Here is a 15562-nt window from a genome sequence, read left to right on the forward strand (position 1 = left end):
GATCAGATCGAGTCGACCCAGTTGCGGAGGAGATGGGCTCCGGCGTCGCCGGACTTCTCGGGGTGGAACTGCGTCGCGGAGAGCGGGCCGTTCTCGACGGCGGCGAGGAAGGGGACGCCGTGTTCGGCCCAGGTGAGTTTGGCCGGGGCGATCTGGCCGCCGCCGTCGTCGGTCCAGCCCCAGTGTTGAGCCGCGTAGGAGTGGACGAAGTAGAAGCGGGTGTCGGCGTCCATGCCCGCGAACAGGACGCTGTCCGCAGGAGCCTTGACCGTGTTCCAGCCCATGTGCGGCAGGATCGGCGCGTTCAAACGCTCGACAGTTCCGGGCCATTCGGCGCAGCCGTCGGTCTCGACGCCGAACTCGACACCGCGCTCGAACAGGATCTGCATGCCGACGCAGATGCCCAGGACGGGGCGGCCGCCGGCGAGGCGTTTGCCGATGATGCGGTCGCCGCGGACGGCGAGCAGGCCGGACATGCAGGCGGCGTAGGCGCCGACGCCGGGGACCACGAGACCGTCTGCGTTCAAGGCGGTTTCGGGGTCGGCGGTGATGATGACCTCGGCGCCGGTGCGGGCGAGGGCGCGGCCGGCGGAGTGCAGATTGCCGGAGCCGTAGTCGAGCAGGGCGATCTTCTTGGTCACAGCGAACCCTTGGTGGACGGGACCCCGGACACGCGCGGGTCGTATTCGACCGCGGCGCGCAGGGCACGGGCGACGGCCTTGTACTCGGCTTCGGTGATGTGGTGCTGGTCGCGGCCGTAGAGGACGCGCACGTGCAGGGCGATGCGAGCGTTGAGGGCGATCGACTCGAACACGTGACGGTTGATCACCGTCGAGTACGACGCGGTCGGGGCTACGCTCGGAATGATGGTGTGCAGCATGTGATCCGGCTCGCCGGTGTGCACGCAGTACGGCCGGCCGGACACGTCGACGACGGCGTGGGCGAGGGTCTCGTCCATCGGGATGAAGCAGTCGCCGAAGCGGCGGATGCCCTTCTTGTCGCCGAGCGCCTGGCCCAGGGCCTGGCCGATGACGATGGCGGTGTCCTCGACGGTGTGGTGGGCCTCGATCTCGATGTCGCCCTTGGCCTGGACGGTGAGGTCGAAGCTGCCGTGCTGGCCGAAGGCGGTCAGCATGTGGTCGTAGAACGGGACGCCGGTGGAGATGTCGGTCTTGCCGGAGCCGTCCAGGTTGAGCTCCACCACGATGCTGGACTCGCGGGTGGTGCGCTCGACCCGGGCGATGCGGTCGGCGGGACGTTCGATGGTCATCGGGCGATCAGCTCCTCGGACGCCAGTTTCGCGCTGACGCGCAGGAATTCGTCGTTCTCGGCGGCCAGGCCGATGGTGGTGCGCAGGTAGCCGGGGATGCCGACATCGCGGATGAGCACGCCCTCGTCGAGGTAGTGCTGCCAGGCGCGCGCCGCGTCGGCGAAGCGGCCGAACAGCACGAAATTGGCGTCGGACGGGATCACGTCGTAGCCCAGCCCGGTCAGCGCCGCCATCACGCGGTCGCGCTGCGCGGCCAATTCGTGGACGCTGCCGAGGGTTTCGTCCGCGTGCCGCAGCGCCGCCCGCGCCGCGGCCTGGGTGACCACGGACAGGTGGTAGGGCAGGCGCACCAGCAGCATGGCGTCGATGACCGCGGGCGCGGCCACCAGGTAGCCCAGCCGGCCGCCCGCGAAGGCGAACGCCTTGGACATGGTGCGGCTGACCACCAGCTTGGTCGGGTACTTGTCGATCAGGCTGATGGCGCTGGGCGCGGAGGAGAACTCGCCGTACGCCTCGTCGACCACCACGATGCCGGGGGCGGCGTCGAGGATGCGCTCCAGGTCCGGGATCGGGATGCTGTGCCCGGTCGGATTGTTGGGGCTGGTCACGAAGACCACGTCGGGGTTCTTCTCCCCCACCGTGAGCACCGCGTAGTCGATGTCGAGGGAGAAGTCGCCATTGCGCTTGGCCTCGATCCACTCGGTGTCGATGCCCTCGGAGATGATCGGGTGCATCGAGTACGAGGGCACGAAACCCAGTGCGCTGCGGCCGGGTCCGCCGAACGCCTGCAGCAGCTGCTGCAGGATCTCGTTGGAGCCGTTGGCCGCCCACACATTGGCCACGTCCACCGCGACGCCGGTCTGCCGGGTCAGGTAGGCGGCCAGGTCGGTGCGCAGGCCGACCGCGTCGCGGTCCGGGTACCGGTGCAGGTCGGCGGCGGCCGCGCGCACGGACTCGGCGACGTCGTCGACCAGGTCCTGGCTCGGCGGGTGCGGGTTCTCGTTGGTGTTGAGCTGGACGGGCACCGTCAACTGCGGTGCGCCGTACGGGCTCTTGCCGCGCAGGTTGTCGCGCAGCGGCAGGTCGTCGAGCGAGATGGTCGAGCCGGGAACGGTCACGGCGCCTTCCTCCAGGCCGGCCTGGGCGCTCACCGCAGCTCTCCGAATCGCGCCTGCACGGCCTGGCCGTGCGCGGGCAGGTCCTCGGCATCGGCCAGTGCGACCACATGTCCGGAGACGTCCTTCAACGCGGCCTCGGTGTACTCGACGACGTGGATGCCGCGCAGGAAGGTCTGCACGCTCAATCCCGAAGAGTGCCGGGCGCATCCGGCGGTGGGCAGCACGTGGTTGGAGCCGGCGCAGTAGTCGCCCAGCGACACCGGGGACCAGGCGCCGACGAAAACCGCTCCGGCCGAACGCACCCGGGCGGCCACGCCCGCGGCGTCGACGGTCTGGATCTCGAGGTGCTCGGCGGCGTAGGCGTTGACCACGCGCAGGCCCTGCTCGATGTCGTCGACGAGCACGGTGCCGGACTGCTTGCCCGACAGCGCTTCCGCGACCCGGTCGTGGTGTTTGACGACGGCCATCTGCGCGGTGAGCGCCGCGTCCACGGCGTCGGCGAGTTCGACGCTGTCGGTGACCAGGACGCTGGCGGCGAGCACGTCGTGCTCGGCCTGGGAGATGAGGTCGGCGGCCACGTGCGCCGGGTCGGCGGTGGTGTCGGCGAGGATGGCGATCTCGGTGGGCCCGGCCTCGGCGTCGATGCCGACCAGGCCGCGGCACAGCCGCTTGGCGGCGGTCACGTAGATATTGCCGGGGCCGGTGATCAGGTCGACCGGTTCCAGCTGCGCGCCGTCGGTGTCGATGCCGCCGTAGGACAGCAGCGCCACGGCCTGCGCGCCGCCGACCGCCCACACCTCGGTGACGCCCAGCAGCTGCGCGGCGGCCAGAATGGTCGGGTGCGGCAGGCCGCCGAACCGGGCCTGCGGCGGGGAGGCCACGACCAGCGACTCCACGCCCGCGGCCTGCGCGGGGACGACGTTCATGACGACCGAGGACGGGTAGACGGCATTGCCGCCGGGCACGTACAGGCCGACCCGTTCGACCGGCACCCACCGCTCGGTGACGGTGCCGCCGGGCACCACCTGGGTGGTCTTGTCGGTACGGCGCTGGTCGTCGTGGACCTTGCGGGTGCGTTCGATGGCGACCTCGAGGGCCGCGCGCACGGCGGGATCCAGCTCGGCGAGAGCACGCTCGAGTTCGGCGGCCGGCACCCGCACCGAGGCGGGGCGCACGCCGTCGAACTTCTCGCTGAATTCCTGCGCGGCCTCGACGCCCCGATCGCGGATCGCCTCCACGACGGGCCGCACATGATGCAGCACCGAGTCCACGTCGACGCCCCCGCGCGGCAGAGCCGCGCGCAGTTCGGCAGCAGTGGGAGTACGTCCGCGCAGGTCGACGCGGGCGAGCTCGATGCGGCTGGTCATAGCGCTGTGCAGTCCTTGTCTGTGCTGATTCGAGGGGGTTCGCGACGCAGCCGAAACCGCTTGCGACCAGCTACCAGCCTATCCGGTCACCGCCACCGCTTTATCCGCGCATCACCCGAGCGCCCGCTATTCGTGGGCGACCGCCGCCGACCCGGTGCTTTCGCCGCGTCCGCCCCGCTCGGCGCGGTCGTCGCCGAAGCGGGTCGCCACCACGTGTTGCTGGGCGAATGTCCAGGCATTCTGGGTGACGAAGTACAGCAGGATCGCGATCGGCATGACCGGTCCGACCACCAGCGCGCCCGCCGGGAACACCCACTGCGACAGGGTGTTCATGATGCGCGCGGTCGAGGCCGCGGGGCCGTCGGCCGGGGCGGGCTGGCGGGCGATGGCGGCGCGGGCGGTGAAGTGGGTGGCGATGGCGGCGATCACCATGAGCGGAATGGCGACCGCGGCAATGGTTCCGAAGTCCGAACCCGCCCCGGACAGCGTGGCCGCCAGCGGCGCGCCGAACAGTTTCGCGTCCAGGAACGACTGGACCTGCCCGGCGCCGAACACGTAATTCTGGGTGTGACCGGGCTGGAAGGACCGCAGCACGTGGTAGAGCCCGATGAACACCAGCGCCTGGCCGATGATCGGCAGGAACCCGGTCAGCACATTGACCCCGGACTCCTTCTGCAACTCCTGCATGGCCAGCGCCTGCTGCTCGCGGTCGCCCGCGTGCTTGCGCTTGATCTCCTGGATCTGGGGCTGCATCTCGGCCAGCTTCCGCGAGAACCGCAGTTGCGCCACGAACGGCTTGATGAGCAGTGCTCGCAGGGTGAGCACCAGGAACACGATGGCCAGCACCCAGGCCAGCCCACTGGTCGCGCCCAGCACGGACGCGAAGGCGGTGTGCCACAGCCACAGGACGGCGGACACGGGGTAATAGATGAAATCGAGCACGGGAGAACCTCGCTGCGCGGCACCCGCACACACGTGCGGGCGAAGGGAATTCGGGATCGCGAAGCACCCGACCCCCGGCTACGACCGCACGGCCGTACGCGGGTCAGGCCGCGAGAACCCCCGGCGCCCGCGGCCGCGGCCGACCCGGCGCATCCGGATTGCTCTGCCGCAGAAACGCTCCCCGCCGCCGCTTCCCCGCCGATTCCGCCGGTCCGGCACTCACCCCGGCCGCCCGCAGCGGCCCGCGCGCGGACAACACCGCCGCGGTCACCGCGACCAGTGCGACCGCGCCGAGCACGATCAGCGAATCAGGATGTGCGGCACCCAGATACAGCACCGCCCACGCGGAGACCACGAGCGCGCACACCAGCAGCGCCGCCGTCCGAATCCGCGTGATCATGCGCCCGACAGTACCCGCGTTCCTCCCCCGCGGCACCCTGTGTTTCGCACCACGGAACCCCACGACACCGGGCAGAAGCCCAACCGCCCGGCGGCTATCGCATCCACCACACGACAGCGCCCGCACGAGCCGTTATCGCGGGGCGCGGGAATCTCCGGCCGAACCTCTGCAGCCGGAGCCGGGATCGAAACCACCCGGGCTGGGATCGCCAAGTAAACGCGCGAAGCGCCCCGGCATTTGTACCGAGGCGCTTCTTGCATTTCAGGCCGGCTGCTATCCAGCCATCGGGGTGTATTCGCCGTACTGGCGCGGTCCCGGCGCAGCGACGGCGAGCTCGTGCGCCGCGCGCATCAGCGAAACCGCCGCCGGGTGCTCGGCGCCGAGCAGGTCGGCGACCCGCTCGTAGATCGGCTGAATCCGGTCCCGTAGCTCGCGGGATGTAGTCACGTCCAAATCGGCCATCGGGAGCTTCCTCTCATCGGCTCGGGCACTGACTGGTGGGGACGTCGCGCTCGCGGGAATGGTCGCTGAACACGAACGGTACCCCCTGAAGCGATCCGGTCACGCCCGCACTGATTCGCCACGTACCCGAGTAGCAGGCTGCGGAAACGTCGTAGGTCTGGACACCAGGCGGCACGGGCGGCGGCGTGCGGTCGGTAATACTCGCGGCATTCACCCATTTGTCGCCTTGCTTGTACTCCAACCCGAGCGTGAGAACGTGCTCATCGGGGCGGACATCGCATTGTGCGAAGCCCCGTCCGAGGATCTGCGCCTGTGCGGGGAGCACGGTCGGCTGGGTCCAGGTGAACTCGAAGCCGCACGACTTGGCGAGAGCGTCGGGTGCCGGCGCATCCGCGGCGGCGGGCACCGACACGGACACGGCGGTAAGCGCCAGACCAACGACGCCGGATGCTGTTCTGCGAATTGACATCTGAATCCCCTTATTCAAATCGGTTCCGCCATAGCGGGCGGGTCTACCGGCCCCGATGCGAGAGCGGGCCGGCTTGCCTGACCTCCTCCCGGATACTCGGTGTCGACGACTGAGAGCGGCTCGACGTCGATTACCTCCGTGATGAACCCGGCCGCCTCGAGCGCAGCGAGGTCGTGGTGCGCGACCTCGATCAAGTCGGTCGCTGTGATCACCGGACCAACCCACCCGTCCCGGCCGAGCGGGGCCCATGACCCGTCCTTGTAGCCCACCCACCCTGCTGGCCGCTCCTCGGCCAGCAGCGCGAGAACATCCATGATCGACACGGCATCGCCTAACTGGTGGCGGGGCGGGTGCGAGGCGTCGTGCGCCCGGGCGACACCGTGATCACAGCCGCCATCTCGAGCACCTCGGCAGGGATCGACCGCTCGTCGAAATGCGCAGCGCTCGGCACGATCACGGCCTCGACGCCCAGGCGGTCGATCGCCACACGCAGGCGATGCAGTCGGTTCTCAGTGCGCTTGGTGAACACGATGGTCTTGCGCAGGTCGTGTCCAGTTCGCTTGGCGGCGGTCCGGATTCGCAGCTCATCCTCAACTTGGTTCCAACCCGAAATATCGCTGCGCAGGAACCCGATGGCGGACGGCAATTTGAAACTCATCGCGTCCACCTCAGGCGGGTCGAGATGTGGTCGCGGGTGCGCGGCCGCTCGGCGGCGAGCCGGGCCTGGATGTCGGCAACCGTGAGTTTTCGTTCCGGCGGGTTGTCGATGACGCGTATCGCGAGGAATACCAACACGAGCGCTGACAGTGTGATTGCGAGGATGATTCCCATGTCGGGTGCCTCCAGCTCCCTTGATGGACGTGGAGTGCACCCGGCGCCAGGGCTTTTGGGGCTTCGCACCTTGCACCGGGGCATATCGAGCCTCGCGCGTTCGACGGTCCGTTCCCAGCCACAGAACCGCACGCAAGTAATACGCTTCCGATACGAGGCGTTGCGGGGAACAACGAGGGGCGTCGATGATCGTCGGCAGGTGGACGGGTGCGGAAGTTCGCGCGCTTCGCGAGGCCGCATTGCGCATCACGCAGGAACAACTCGCCGCAGCGACCGGGTTCAAGTCGCCCACCGTTCGGAAGTGGGAGAAGGCGACCGCCGCTCGGCCAGTTCGCGGCGAATCCGCGGAGGCTCTCGACACGGTGCTTGCCAGGCTCGATGACGCGCAGCGATCTCGCTTCCGAGATGCGCTGGCGATCGAGCCGATCGCCGTGGCCGGCCCCGCGGTGAGGGATAGCCTGACAAATGGGGGTTCGGATCACAGCGAAGTCGAGGATGTGGTGAAGCGGCGAGAGTTCGGCATCTTGCTGGGGGCGACGCTGTTGTCGACCGGCAACCGGTCGATGGGTGTCGCTGACGCACAGCGGGTATCGCGCGCCGTGGCCACCTTTGCCGAACAGGATCAGCGTCTCGGTGGCGCAAGCCTGGTGGAGACCGCGGTGCGGGAACTCGAGGTCGCCAAGGAACTGCTCGAAACCTGCTCGTTCACCGGCAGCGCCGGAAAGGCGTTCGCCAGTGCCGCAGGAAACCTCGCGACCATCGCAGGGTGGCTCGCCTATGACGCCGATCAGCACCGGCTCGCGCGCAGCTGCTACAGCGACGCTTTCTCTCTGGCCAACCAGGCCGGCGACGACGAGCTCACGGTGCACGTTTGCCTCGGGGCTGCGCACCAGTCGATCACCGTGTCCCGTCAAGGTTTCGGCAACCCGCATCGGGCGCTCGCCTTGATCAGCAGGGCGCGTGAGCTCACCCATGGGCTACCGTCCGGGCGTGTACACGCATTGATCGCGACCCGGGCGGCGCAGGCCTATGGCGTGCTCGGTGACCGCATGAACTTCCGGCGAGCGATCGCGACGGCGTGGCGGGAACTCGACTTCGCGATCGACCAGGAACCGCTCGCGGACTGCGCTACTTGGCTGCGTTTCGTGACCTCGACCGAGGTGCGCTGCCACGAAGCCCGCGCCCACGGCGACCTGGGAGACAGAGCCAAAGCAGCCGATCTGTCCGGCGCCTTGGCCCTCGAGACCGCCGGTGCGCGAAACGCAATCAACTACAGGGCCGGTTGGGCGAGAGCGCTTGCGGAAGTGGGGGATCTGACTGAGGCGGTATCGGTCGGGTTGCCCGCACTCGAGCAGTTGCAGGCGGTTTCGTCCACTCGGACGCTGTGTGTCCTCGAGCCTGTTCGATCAGCTGTCCAGCCAGACAGCGCATTCGGTCTGCAGTTCGACGACCTGGCAAAGAAGGCGGCGCGTGTATGACGAGCGTGGATTTCGAGCACCTAACCGCGGCGGAGGCGCGCACGCACCGTACCGAGGTCGAGGACATCTACCGTGGCGCGTACGTGGACGCGATTCGCGCCGGCGCACCATTCACGGATCCGGTGGCGTTCATGCAGCGGTTCGACGCCTACACCGCGCCCAATAGACCCGGTGAATTCGAGCAGATCATCGTCTCGATCAGCGGGCGGCCCGTCGGCCAGGTGTGGGGATGGTCGCTGTCCAAGGAAACCGCATGGTGGAATGGCCTACAGCTCGACGAGCCGCAAGTTCACGACGACTTCACGGTTGAGGACGGCACACGCACTTTCGCGCTGAGCGAGCTCATGGTGAAGAAGGACATGACCGGCCGAGGCCTTGCGCGCACCCTTCACAACTCGCTGCTCCGATCGCGACCCGAGCAGCGCGCCACACTGCTTGTCCGGCCCGACAACACTCGCGCCTATCAGACTTACCTGCGGTGGGGTTGGTACCGCGTCGGCAGGCTCCGCCCAGGCTGGCCGGACGCGCCGCAGTTCGACGTCCTGATCCACGACCTTCGTCAATAGCTGCATCGAGGTCGGTCTCGTCGACCGCGCGCACCGCATCATCGAGACCGCGCGACCACATCCTCGGCCGCCCAGCGCGATACAGGCTGTCACACACCACGGTCAGTTCTGGGAATTCTTCCAACCGTTGGGAATCCGTAGTTCACTCCGTCGCGGTGTCGACCGGTTCACCATTACCCGCGGGCGCGCACCCGAGATTCCGTTCCCCTCGAACAACCCCGAATTCGCAAGCGCAAACGATCGCTCAACGAGCGTAGATCACCCTCGGAATGAGCGCGATTCGGCAGCTGCGGACATTACGCCAGCTTCGGATCGTCACACCCGGTTGGCCTTCCACCGATCCGCGCTGGCTGGTTCGGTCAGCGCGGTACGCGGCAGATGAGTGTATTCAGCGAGCGATCCGCTTACGGTCACCCGATGATCTAATACGCCCATGGAGAAGTTCGATTCCTGGCTGGACCAGATCCATGATTTCCACGATGCAATAGGCGAATTGGCTTACCGTGCAATCTATTCGGTGTATCGGATGGCAGTCGACGGAGACGAGCAGAGCGAAACCCGGGCGCAGAGCAGCCGCGGACCGGATGGCAACCTCCAGATCCACGCGGGCCGCGAGTCCATCACCCTTGCCGACGACTCAGAACGAGAGGAGCTCGCCCAGTTCATAGCTCGTCGATACTGCGGTAGCGAGTTTCCGGACATGGCTGCCTGGAAGCGGCATCAGGACGACGACTGGGAGGAGGACCTGCGCGACTATTGGGATCCCGAAGACCGAAAGAACTGGCACACCCCGTGGACACCCTGGACAGATCTCAAGTGGTGGTTCAAGAGGCGATTCGGCAGATCGTGAACAATCTTCTCGTCGACGAGCCGCTGCATCACGCTGCCGGAGGCGACATCCTGAACGTTCGCCATTCGGCTAGTTAGACACTTGCTGTCAGGATCAGGTCCCGGCCAGGATTTGATCCAGGTGCCCGGTGGGATGCTCCCAATATTCGGCTGCCCACCGTCTGGTTTGGTGTGGCTCTCTAATGGCTTGCTTCCCACCGGGTGCCGTGCAGGGAGTGGCTGAAGAGGGGCCTGCCCCAAGTTCGAACTAGCGGTGCCCTCCCGCACGGACACCACTTGGTTCGTTGACGCGGGAAGGCACGGCGATGACCGTCATCATCGGAATGGACCCACACAAACGCTCGGCCACCATCGAAGCACTCGACCCGACCGGCAAGGTTCTGGCCACCGGCAGATACACCACCGACAACGCAGGCTATGCGGAAATGCTCACTGCCGAGAACAATTCCCGGACCGGATCTGGGCGGTGGAAGGCTGCAACGGCATCGGTCGGCACCTCGCGCACCGCCTGGTCCACGACGGGGAAACCGTGATCGACGTGCCGGCGAAACTGTCGGCGCAGGTGCGTGTCTTCGCGACCGGCAACGGCCGCAAAACGGACCCGGTCGATGCCCACTCGGTGGCCCTGGCCGCATTGCGCGCACCGAATCTGCGGCGGGTCGAGGCCGATCCGGAGCTGGTCGCCTTGGGCATGCTCGCCGACCGCCGCGACGAGCTCGGGCGTTCCCGCACCGAAACCGTCTGCCGCCTGCACCGGTTGCTGCTCGAACTGATCCCCGGTGGCGCCAAGACATTCCTGTCAGCCCGTCAAGCCCGCGAACTGATCGCCCCGATCACGCCGTCGGATGCGGCCGCGCGGGTCCGGCTGCGTTTGGTCGTGGAGTTGATCGAAGACCTGGAAACCATCGACCGCAAGACCAAAGCCACAGACAAGGAACTGCGGCAGTTGGTCACCGAACGCGGCTCCACGCTGATGGAACTTCACCGGATCGGACCGTCTTCCGCGGCACGGCTTTTAACCGATACAGGTGATATTCGCCGGTTTCGGGACCAGGATCGGTTCGCGTCCTGGAACGGCACCGCACCGTTGGACGCGTCCTCGGGTGATCAACAGCGGCACCGGCTCTCGCGCGCCGTCAACCGCAAGATCAACCGGGTGTTGCACATCATGGCCATCGTTCAACTACGCAACCGCACGCCGGGCCGGTCTACTACGACGGCCGCAGAGCGGGCGGGAAGACCTCGATGGAAGCGGTCCGCGCGCTCAAACGACGGCTCTCGAACGTGATCTACGCCCGGATGCTCGCTGATCAACGATGTCGTGAATTGGCAGGCCCGGGAGGGCAATCGGGAACGACTCTTCACTCCAGCGCGACCGGTTCCAACCCGCACACCGATCCTTCGGACAAGCCACATCCCGGACCCAACAAACAGGCTAACCCCACACCCACACCGACGTCTTGACATAGAGGGGTGCCATTACAGGGCGTTCTCCAGATACATCCCGAGATGTGGGCTCGCTAGCCGGTGCGGCCACAGCCGTGCCCCCGCGGTGGGGCGCGGGGACACGGCCGGCGCAAAGGCTATTCGGCGATGAGGCGGCGGATGATCATGGGCTCGGCGAGGATGCCATCCAGAACGCCCGCCACGTGCTGGAAGTGGTCGGTGGCGAAGTGCTTCTCGAGGGCGTCGGCGTCCTGCCATTCCTCGACCACGACCATGTGGGCGGGGTCGTTGGGGTTGGTGAAGGGCTGGTAGGACAGGCAGCCGGGTTCGGCCAGGGACGGTTCGATCATGGCTTCCAGGGCGGTGCGCAGGCGGTCCTCGTTTCCGGCGGTGACGCGCAGTTCGGCGACGACGTGCAGGGTCATGGTGTGCTCCTCGGGTTCGGTGTGGGGTGTGTCAGTGGGTGATCGGGCCTTCGCCCGCGCCGGTGGCGCGCAGGGCGGCGGCGATGGCGTCCAGGTCCGCGGGGGTCAGTTCCAGTGTGGCGGCGTCGATCCAGCCGTCGACCTGGTCGGGGGTGCGGGCGCCGACGATCGCGCCGGTGACGCCGGACCAGGTGAGGGTCCAGGCGATGGCGAGGGCGCCGACGGTGGTGTGGTGGGCGGCGGCGAGGGGGCGCAGCGCCTCGACCAGGGCGAGGTTGCGGTCGAGGTCGGTGGTGAACTCGGGGAAGCCCTTGCGCCAGTCGTCGTCGGGCAGGGCGGCGACGCGTTCGGCGGAGAAGGCGCCGGTCAGCAGGCCGGAGTGCTGCGGCTGGTAGACGATGCCGCCGGTGTGATGGGCTGCGGCCCAGGCCAATTCGCCCGCGGCGGCGCGCTTGATCAGGGAGAACTGGGGCTGGATGGCGTCGACGTGGGCGATGGATTCGGCGATTTCGAGCTGTCCGACGTCATGGTTGGACAGGCCGATGGCGCGGACCTTGCCCTCGGTGACCAGGTCGGCCATGGTCTGCCAGTACTCGTGCAGCGGGGTGACCACGGCGTCGGCCACGCCGTCCGGGTCCGAGAAGTCCAGGGAGGCACCGGTGTCGGGCCAGTGCACCTGGTAGAGGTCGATGCGTTCGACGTCCAGTCGCCGCAGCGAGTCCTCGATCTCGCGACGCACGCTGGCCGCGGCCATGATCCGCCGGGGCGCGGCGGCGCGGTCGTCGTCGTCCCAGACCAGTCCCGCCTTGGTGAAGACGAAGGGCCGGTCGGCTTCGGGCAGTTGACCGATCGCCTTGCCGACCACTTCCTCGGAGTGGCCGAGCCCGTAGACGGCGGCGGTGTCGATCCAGTTCACGCCCGCGTCGAGGGCGCGGTGCAGGGTGGCGATCGATCCGGCGTCGTCCTGTGCGCCCCAGGTGTAGCGCCAGCCCGCGCCGCCGAGTGCCCACGCGCCGAAGCCGATCCGGCTGATGCGCATGTCGGTGGTCCCGAGCTGACGGGTGGGAAGGGAGGTCATGCTGTGCTCCTCGGGAGTCGGTGTCCGCCGTGGTGTGCGGCGCTGAGCACTACAGTCGTCCGATCCGCGAGGGGTAGACAGTGCGGCGTCTGCCTGGGCATCGCATGACCAGGATGAAACCCGGGGTCCGCGTGGTTACCTGGTTCCATGACCCTGGACCGTCGCGCCGAACTCGGTGAATTCCTGCGCTCCCGCCGCGCCCGGCTGAGCCCGGAGGAAGTGGGTCTGGTCTCGCATGGGGCCCGCCGCCGGGTGCTGGGGCTGCGGCGCGAGGAGCTGGCGCTGCTGGCCGGGGTCAGCGTGGATCATTATGTGCGCCTGGAACAGGGACGCAGTCTGCAGTTCTCGGAGTCGGTGCTGGACGCGGTGGCGCGGGCGCTGCGCTTGAATCAGGTCGAGCGTGATCACCTCTACCTGCTGGCCCGCCCGTGGTCGGGTGAGGAGCCGCCCGCCGCGCAGCGGGTGCGCCCGGGTCTGCGGCGGCTGCTGGACGCCGCGCACGACGTGCCCGCCTACATCGTGGGCCGCGGGGTGAGCGTGCTGGCGTGGAATCGCCTGGCGGCGGCCCTGATCGGCGATTTCGGCGCGATCGCCCCCGAGCAGCGCGATTTCCTGCACCTGGTGTTCCTGGACGAGGGCGCGAAGGAGCTCTACGAGGACTGGGACGACAAGGCCGCCGATACGGTGGCGTATCTGCGGGTGGACGCCGCCCGCAATCCCGGCGACCCCCGCATCACCGCGCTGATCGACGAAATGAACTCCGCGAGCCCGGAATTCGCCGCCCTGTGGGAGCGCCACGAGCTCAAGGACAAGACGCACGGCCGCCACATCTATCGGCATCCGATCGTGGGCCGCCTCGATCTGGGCTACGAAACCCTACGCCTGCCCGACGATCCCGATCAGGCCCTGGTCGCCCACCACGTCGAGCCGGGCTCCCCCAGCGCCGACGCCCTGCGCCTGCTGGCTTCGCTCGCCGCGGATCCGGCCACCCGCCACTAGCCGACCCGGGCACGACCCGGAAAGCACTGCGCCGCACCGGTGATCCGGTGCGGCGCAGGTGGTTCGAGCGATCGGCCTACTTGGTGTCGCTGTCGATCAGCAGGGAGCCGCCGCTGTCGACGACCCGCAGCGTCACCGACTTGCTGCCGCTGTTCTTGGTGCTCAGGCTGGCCAGCGAGATGTCCACGGAGCCATCGGGATTGTTGCTGTCGGTCCCGCGCGCGCCCTCGATGGTCGAGTAGCGGCTGACCGGGTTGTTCGTCCAGTAGGTCTGGAACGCCGACGCGCTGCCGTACACCTGCTGCGCGGCCGGGGTGAGCCGGGTCCACGCCTCCTGGTACCGCTGGGAGGTGAGGGCGTCGTAGAACTTGTCCACGGCGTCCGCGCCGTTGCCCACGCTCACGGTCGAGGCGCTCTTGGTCTGGCCCAGGCCCGAGGGCGTGCCCTTGGTGGAGCTGGCCGAGGTCGAGGCCTTCACCGAGGTGGTGGTCCCGCCCGCGCCGGGCGAGTCGCCCGAGCCGGAGTCGCCCATCATGCCGTAGACGATGCCGCCGGCCACCACGACGACCGCGGCCAGCAGGATCCACACCAGCTTCTTCTTGCCGCCCGGCTCCGAATCCGGTTCCGGCGCGGGGTGATTGCGGGTCGGCGGGCCGCCGTGGGGCACCGGCCGCGGCGGCGGGGTCTCGAGCAGCTGGGCCTGGCTCATGGCGCCGGTTGGGATGTCGGCGTTGGCCGACGAACGGCGTTCCATCTGCCGGGTCTGCTGGCGCGGCGCGGTGCCGCCCTGCGGGGTGACCGGGCCGGAGCGGCGGCCGGCGAACACCCGGGCGGCCTCGGCGTCCGGGCCGACCTCGGCGAATTCCGCCATGATGTCGCGCACGTCGAGCATGCTCGGCCGGTCCTCCGGCTCGAAGCTGAGCAGGCTGAGCAGCAGGTCCGACAGCGGCCCGGCATTGCGCGGCTCGCTGATCTGGCCGTTGGCCGCGGCGTAGAGCAGTGCCAGCGGATTCGGGTTGGTGCCGTAGGGCGGTTCACCTTCCAGCGCGTGGAAGAGCGTGGCGCCCAAGGCGAAGACGTCGGCGGCCGGGGTCGGTTCCGCGCCGCGGGCGACCTCGGGGGCGAGGTAGGCGGCGGTGCCGGAGATGAGCCCGGTGGCGGTGAGGGTGACGTCGCCCTTGGACTTGGCGATGCCGAAGTCGGTGATCTTCACCGCGCCGTTGTCGCCGAGCAGGATGTTGCCGGGCTTGACGTCACGGTGCACGATGCCGGCGCGGTGCGCGGCGATCAGCGCGGAAGCCACCTGTTCGCCGATGCGCGCGCACTGCGGCAGCGGCAGCGTGCCCTGCGCGGACAGCACCACGGCGAGGCTCTGCGAGGGCAGGTACTCCATGATCAAGCACGGGTCGCCCTCGTGCTCGGTGATGTCGAAGACGACGATGGCGTTCGGATGCTGAAAGCGGGCCGCGTTGCGCGCCTCGCGCGCCGCACGCTGCCGGACGATGTCCTTGTCGGCATCCGACAGGCTCGGCTGGGTCAGGATCTGCTTGATCGCGACGGATCGTTCCAGCCGCTGGTCGACGGCTCGCCAGACGACACCTGTGCCGCCGCTACCAATCCGTTCGACCAGGCGGTAATGCCCTGCGATCACTTGGCCGGTTTCGATGGCACTACTCCGAGGTTCTTCGAGATGACTGTGACAATGCGGTTGCCCGCGCGTTTCCCCGCACGAGTGTAGCGGGCGACGCGCGGATCGCCGACGTCAGCGTGAGATATGGCGGAGATCTCGATGAGATCTGCGCCGCCCGTCAGCGACCGGCCCGTGACCCAGCTGACGTATACGCTGGTCGCGGCCCATGCAT

At 68.3% G+C, this 15562-nt stretch carries 20 protein-coding genes; 6 read left to right on the plus strand and 14 right to left on the minus strand.

Annotation, left to right across the window (positions count from 1 at the left end; translation table 11 throughout):
* Positions 1-2 precede the first annotated feature (2 nt).
* The 11 genes from hisH to ACFYTS_RS32780 form a co-directional block, all read right to left on the minus strand.
* Positions 3-641 carry an imidazole glycerol phosphate synthase subunit HisH gene (hisH, locus tag ACFYTS_RS32730; protein WP_387309244.1) on the minus strand — a complete coding sequence of 213 codons (639 nt, stop codon included), beginning with the start codon at positions 639-641 and terminating at the stop codon, positions 3-5.
* Positions 638-1264 (minus strand): imidazoleglycerol-phosphate dehydratase HisB, encoded by a 627-nt coding sequence (gene hisB, locus ACFYTS_RS32735; RefSeq protein WP_357286005.1) that lies wholly within the window; start codon positions 1262-1264, stop codon positions 638-640. The genes hisH and hisB overlap by 4 nt, the downstream gene beginning before the upstream one ends.
* A gap of 2 nt (positions 1265-1266) precedes the next feature.
* Positions 1267-2421, minus strand: a complete 1155-nt coding sequence (locus ACFYTS_RS32740; protein ID WP_357285789.1) for a histidinol-phosphate transaminase — start codon at positions 2419-2421, stop codon at positions 1267-1269.
* Positions 2418-3755: a histidinol dehydrogenase gene (gene hisD, locus ACFYTS_RS32745; RefSeq protein ID WP_387309245.1), complete on the minus strand. Its 1338-nt coding sequence runs from the start codon at positions 3753-3755 to the stop codon at positions 2418-2420. The genes ACFYTS_RS32740 and hisD overlap by 4 nt, the downstream gene beginning before the upstream one ends.
* A gap of 126 nt (positions 3756-3881) precedes the next feature.
* Positions 3882-4697 carry a membrane protein insertase YidC gene (gene yidC, locus ACFYTS_RS32750; protein WP_357285784.1) on the minus strand — a complete coding sequence of 272 codons (816 nt, stop codon included), beginning with the start codon at positions 4695-4697 and terminating at the stop codon, positions 3882-3884.
* A 103-nt stretch (positions 4698-4800) separates the two neighbouring features.
* The gene (locus ACFYTS_RS32755) at positions 4801-5097 is read right to left on the minus strand and encodes a DUF6412 domain-containing protein (protein WP_357285781.1); all 297 of its coding nucleotides are present in this window, start codon (positions 5095-5097) and stop codon (positions 4801-4803) included.
* 273 nt (positions 5098-5370) lie between these two features.
* Positions 5371-5559: a hypothetical protein gene (locus ACFYTS_RS32760; RefSeq protein ID WP_387309246.1), complete on the minus strand. Its 189-nt coding sequence runs from the start codon at positions 5557-5559 to the stop codon at positions 5371-5373.
* 13 nt (positions 5560-5572) lie between these two features.
* The gene (locus tag ACFYTS_RS32765; protein WP_387309247.1) at positions 5573-6028 is read right to left on the minus strand and encodes a hypothetical protein; all 456 of its coding nucleotides are present in this window, start codon (positions 6026-6028) and stop codon (positions 5573-5575) included.
* 14 nt (positions 6029-6042) lie between these two features.
* Positions 6043-6351, minus strand: a complete 309-nt coding sequence (locus tag ACFYTS_RS32770) for a hypothetical protein (protein WP_387309248.1) — start codon at positions 6349-6351, stop codon at positions 6043-6045.
* An 8-nt stretch (positions 6352-6359) separates the two neighbouring features.
* Positions 6360-6686 carry a hypothetical protein gene (locus ACFYTS_RS32775; protein ID WP_387309277.1) on the minus strand — a complete coding sequence of 109 codons (327 nt, stop codon included), beginning with the start codon at positions 6684-6686 and terminating at the stop codon, positions 6360-6362.
* Positions 6683-6823, minus strand: a complete 141-nt coding sequence (locus ACFYTS_RS32780) for a hypothetical protein (protein WP_387309249.1) — start codon at positions 6821-6823, stop codon at positions 6683-6685. The genes ACFYTS_RS32775 and ACFYTS_RS32780 overlap by 4 nt, the downstream gene beginning before the upstream one ends.
* Before the next feature lie 221 nt (positions 6824-7044).
* Here ACFYTS_RS32780 and ACFYTS_RS32785 point away from each other — a divergent pair, with 221 nt between their 5' ends.
* The 5 genes from ACFYTS_RS32785 (at position 7045) to ACFYTS_RS32805 (ending at position 11040) form a co-directional block, all read left to right on the plus strand.
* On the plus strand, positions 7045-8337 hold the full coding sequence (locus ACFYTS_RS32785; RefSeq protein WP_387309250.1) for a helix-turn-helix domain-containing protein: 1293 nt from the start codon (positions 7045-7047) through the stop codon (positions 8335-8337).
* A complete protein-coding gene (locus ACFYTS_RS32790; protein WP_387309251.1) occupies positions 8334-8903 on the plus strand; it encodes a GNAT family N-acetyltransferase in 570 nt (189 codons plus the stop codon). Before ACFYTS_RS32785 ends, ACFYTS_RS32790 begins: the two co-directional genes overlap by 4 nt.
* Before the next feature lie 433 nt (positions 8904-9336).
* Positions 9337-9753 carry a hypothetical protein gene (locus ACFYTS_RS32795; protein ID WP_387309252.1) on the plus strand — a complete coding sequence of 139 codons (417 nt, stop codon included), beginning with the start codon at positions 9337-9339 and terminating at the stop codon, positions 9751-9753.
* Between the two features lie 304 nt (positions 9754-10057).
* Entirely contained in the window at positions 10058-10285 is a 228-nt protein-coding gene (locus ACFYTS_RS32800; protein WP_387309279.1) for a hypothetical protein, read from the plus strand.
* Complete coding sequence (locus tag ACFYTS_RS32805; RefSeq protein ID WP_387309278.1) at positions 10219-11040, plus strand: transposase; 822 nt, start codon at positions 10219-10221, stop codon at positions 11038-11040. Before ACFYTS_RS32800 ends, ACFYTS_RS32805 begins: the two co-directional genes overlap by 67 nt.
* A 295-nt stretch (positions 11041-11335) precedes the next feature.
* Here ACFYTS_RS32805 and ACFYTS_RS32810 read toward each other — a convergent pair whose 3' ends face one another.
* Together ACFYTS_RS32810 and ACFYTS_RS32815 are read right to left on the minus strand one after the other, a co-directional pair.
* Positions 11336-11623: a putative quinol monooxygenase gene (locus tag ACFYTS_RS32810; protein ID WP_387309253.1), complete on the minus strand. Its 288-nt coding sequence runs from the start codon at positions 11621-11623 to the stop codon at positions 11336-11338.
* Positions 11624-11654: 31 nt separating this feature from the next.
* Entirely contained in the window at positions 11655-12701 is a 1047-nt protein-coding gene (locus ACFYTS_RS32815; RefSeq protein ID WP_387309254.1) for an aldo/keto reductase, read from the minus strand.
* Between the two features lie 147 nt (positions 12702-12848).
* Here ACFYTS_RS32815 and ACFYTS_RS32820 point away from each other — a divergent pair, with 147 nt between their 5' ends.
* Positions 12849-13700: a helix-turn-helix transcriptional regulator gene (locus ACFYTS_RS32820; protein ID WP_387309255.1), complete on the plus strand. Its 852-nt coding sequence runs from the start codon at positions 12849-12851 to the stop codon at positions 13698-13700.
* 76 nt (positions 13701-13776) lie between these two features.
* Here the strand turns inward: ACFYTS_RS32820 and ACFYTS_RS32825 are convergent, their stop codons facing one another.
* Entirely contained in the window at positions 13777-15351 is a 1575-nt protein-coding gene (locus ACFYTS_RS32825; RefSeq protein WP_357285762.1) for a protein kinase, read from the minus strand.
* Positions 15352-15562: the final 211 nt, after the last annotated feature.

This window comes from Nocardia sp. NPDC004151 (genome assembly GCF_042874235.1).
GTDB lineage: Bacteria > Actinomycetota > Actinomycetes > Mycobacteriales > Mycobacteriaceae > Nocardia.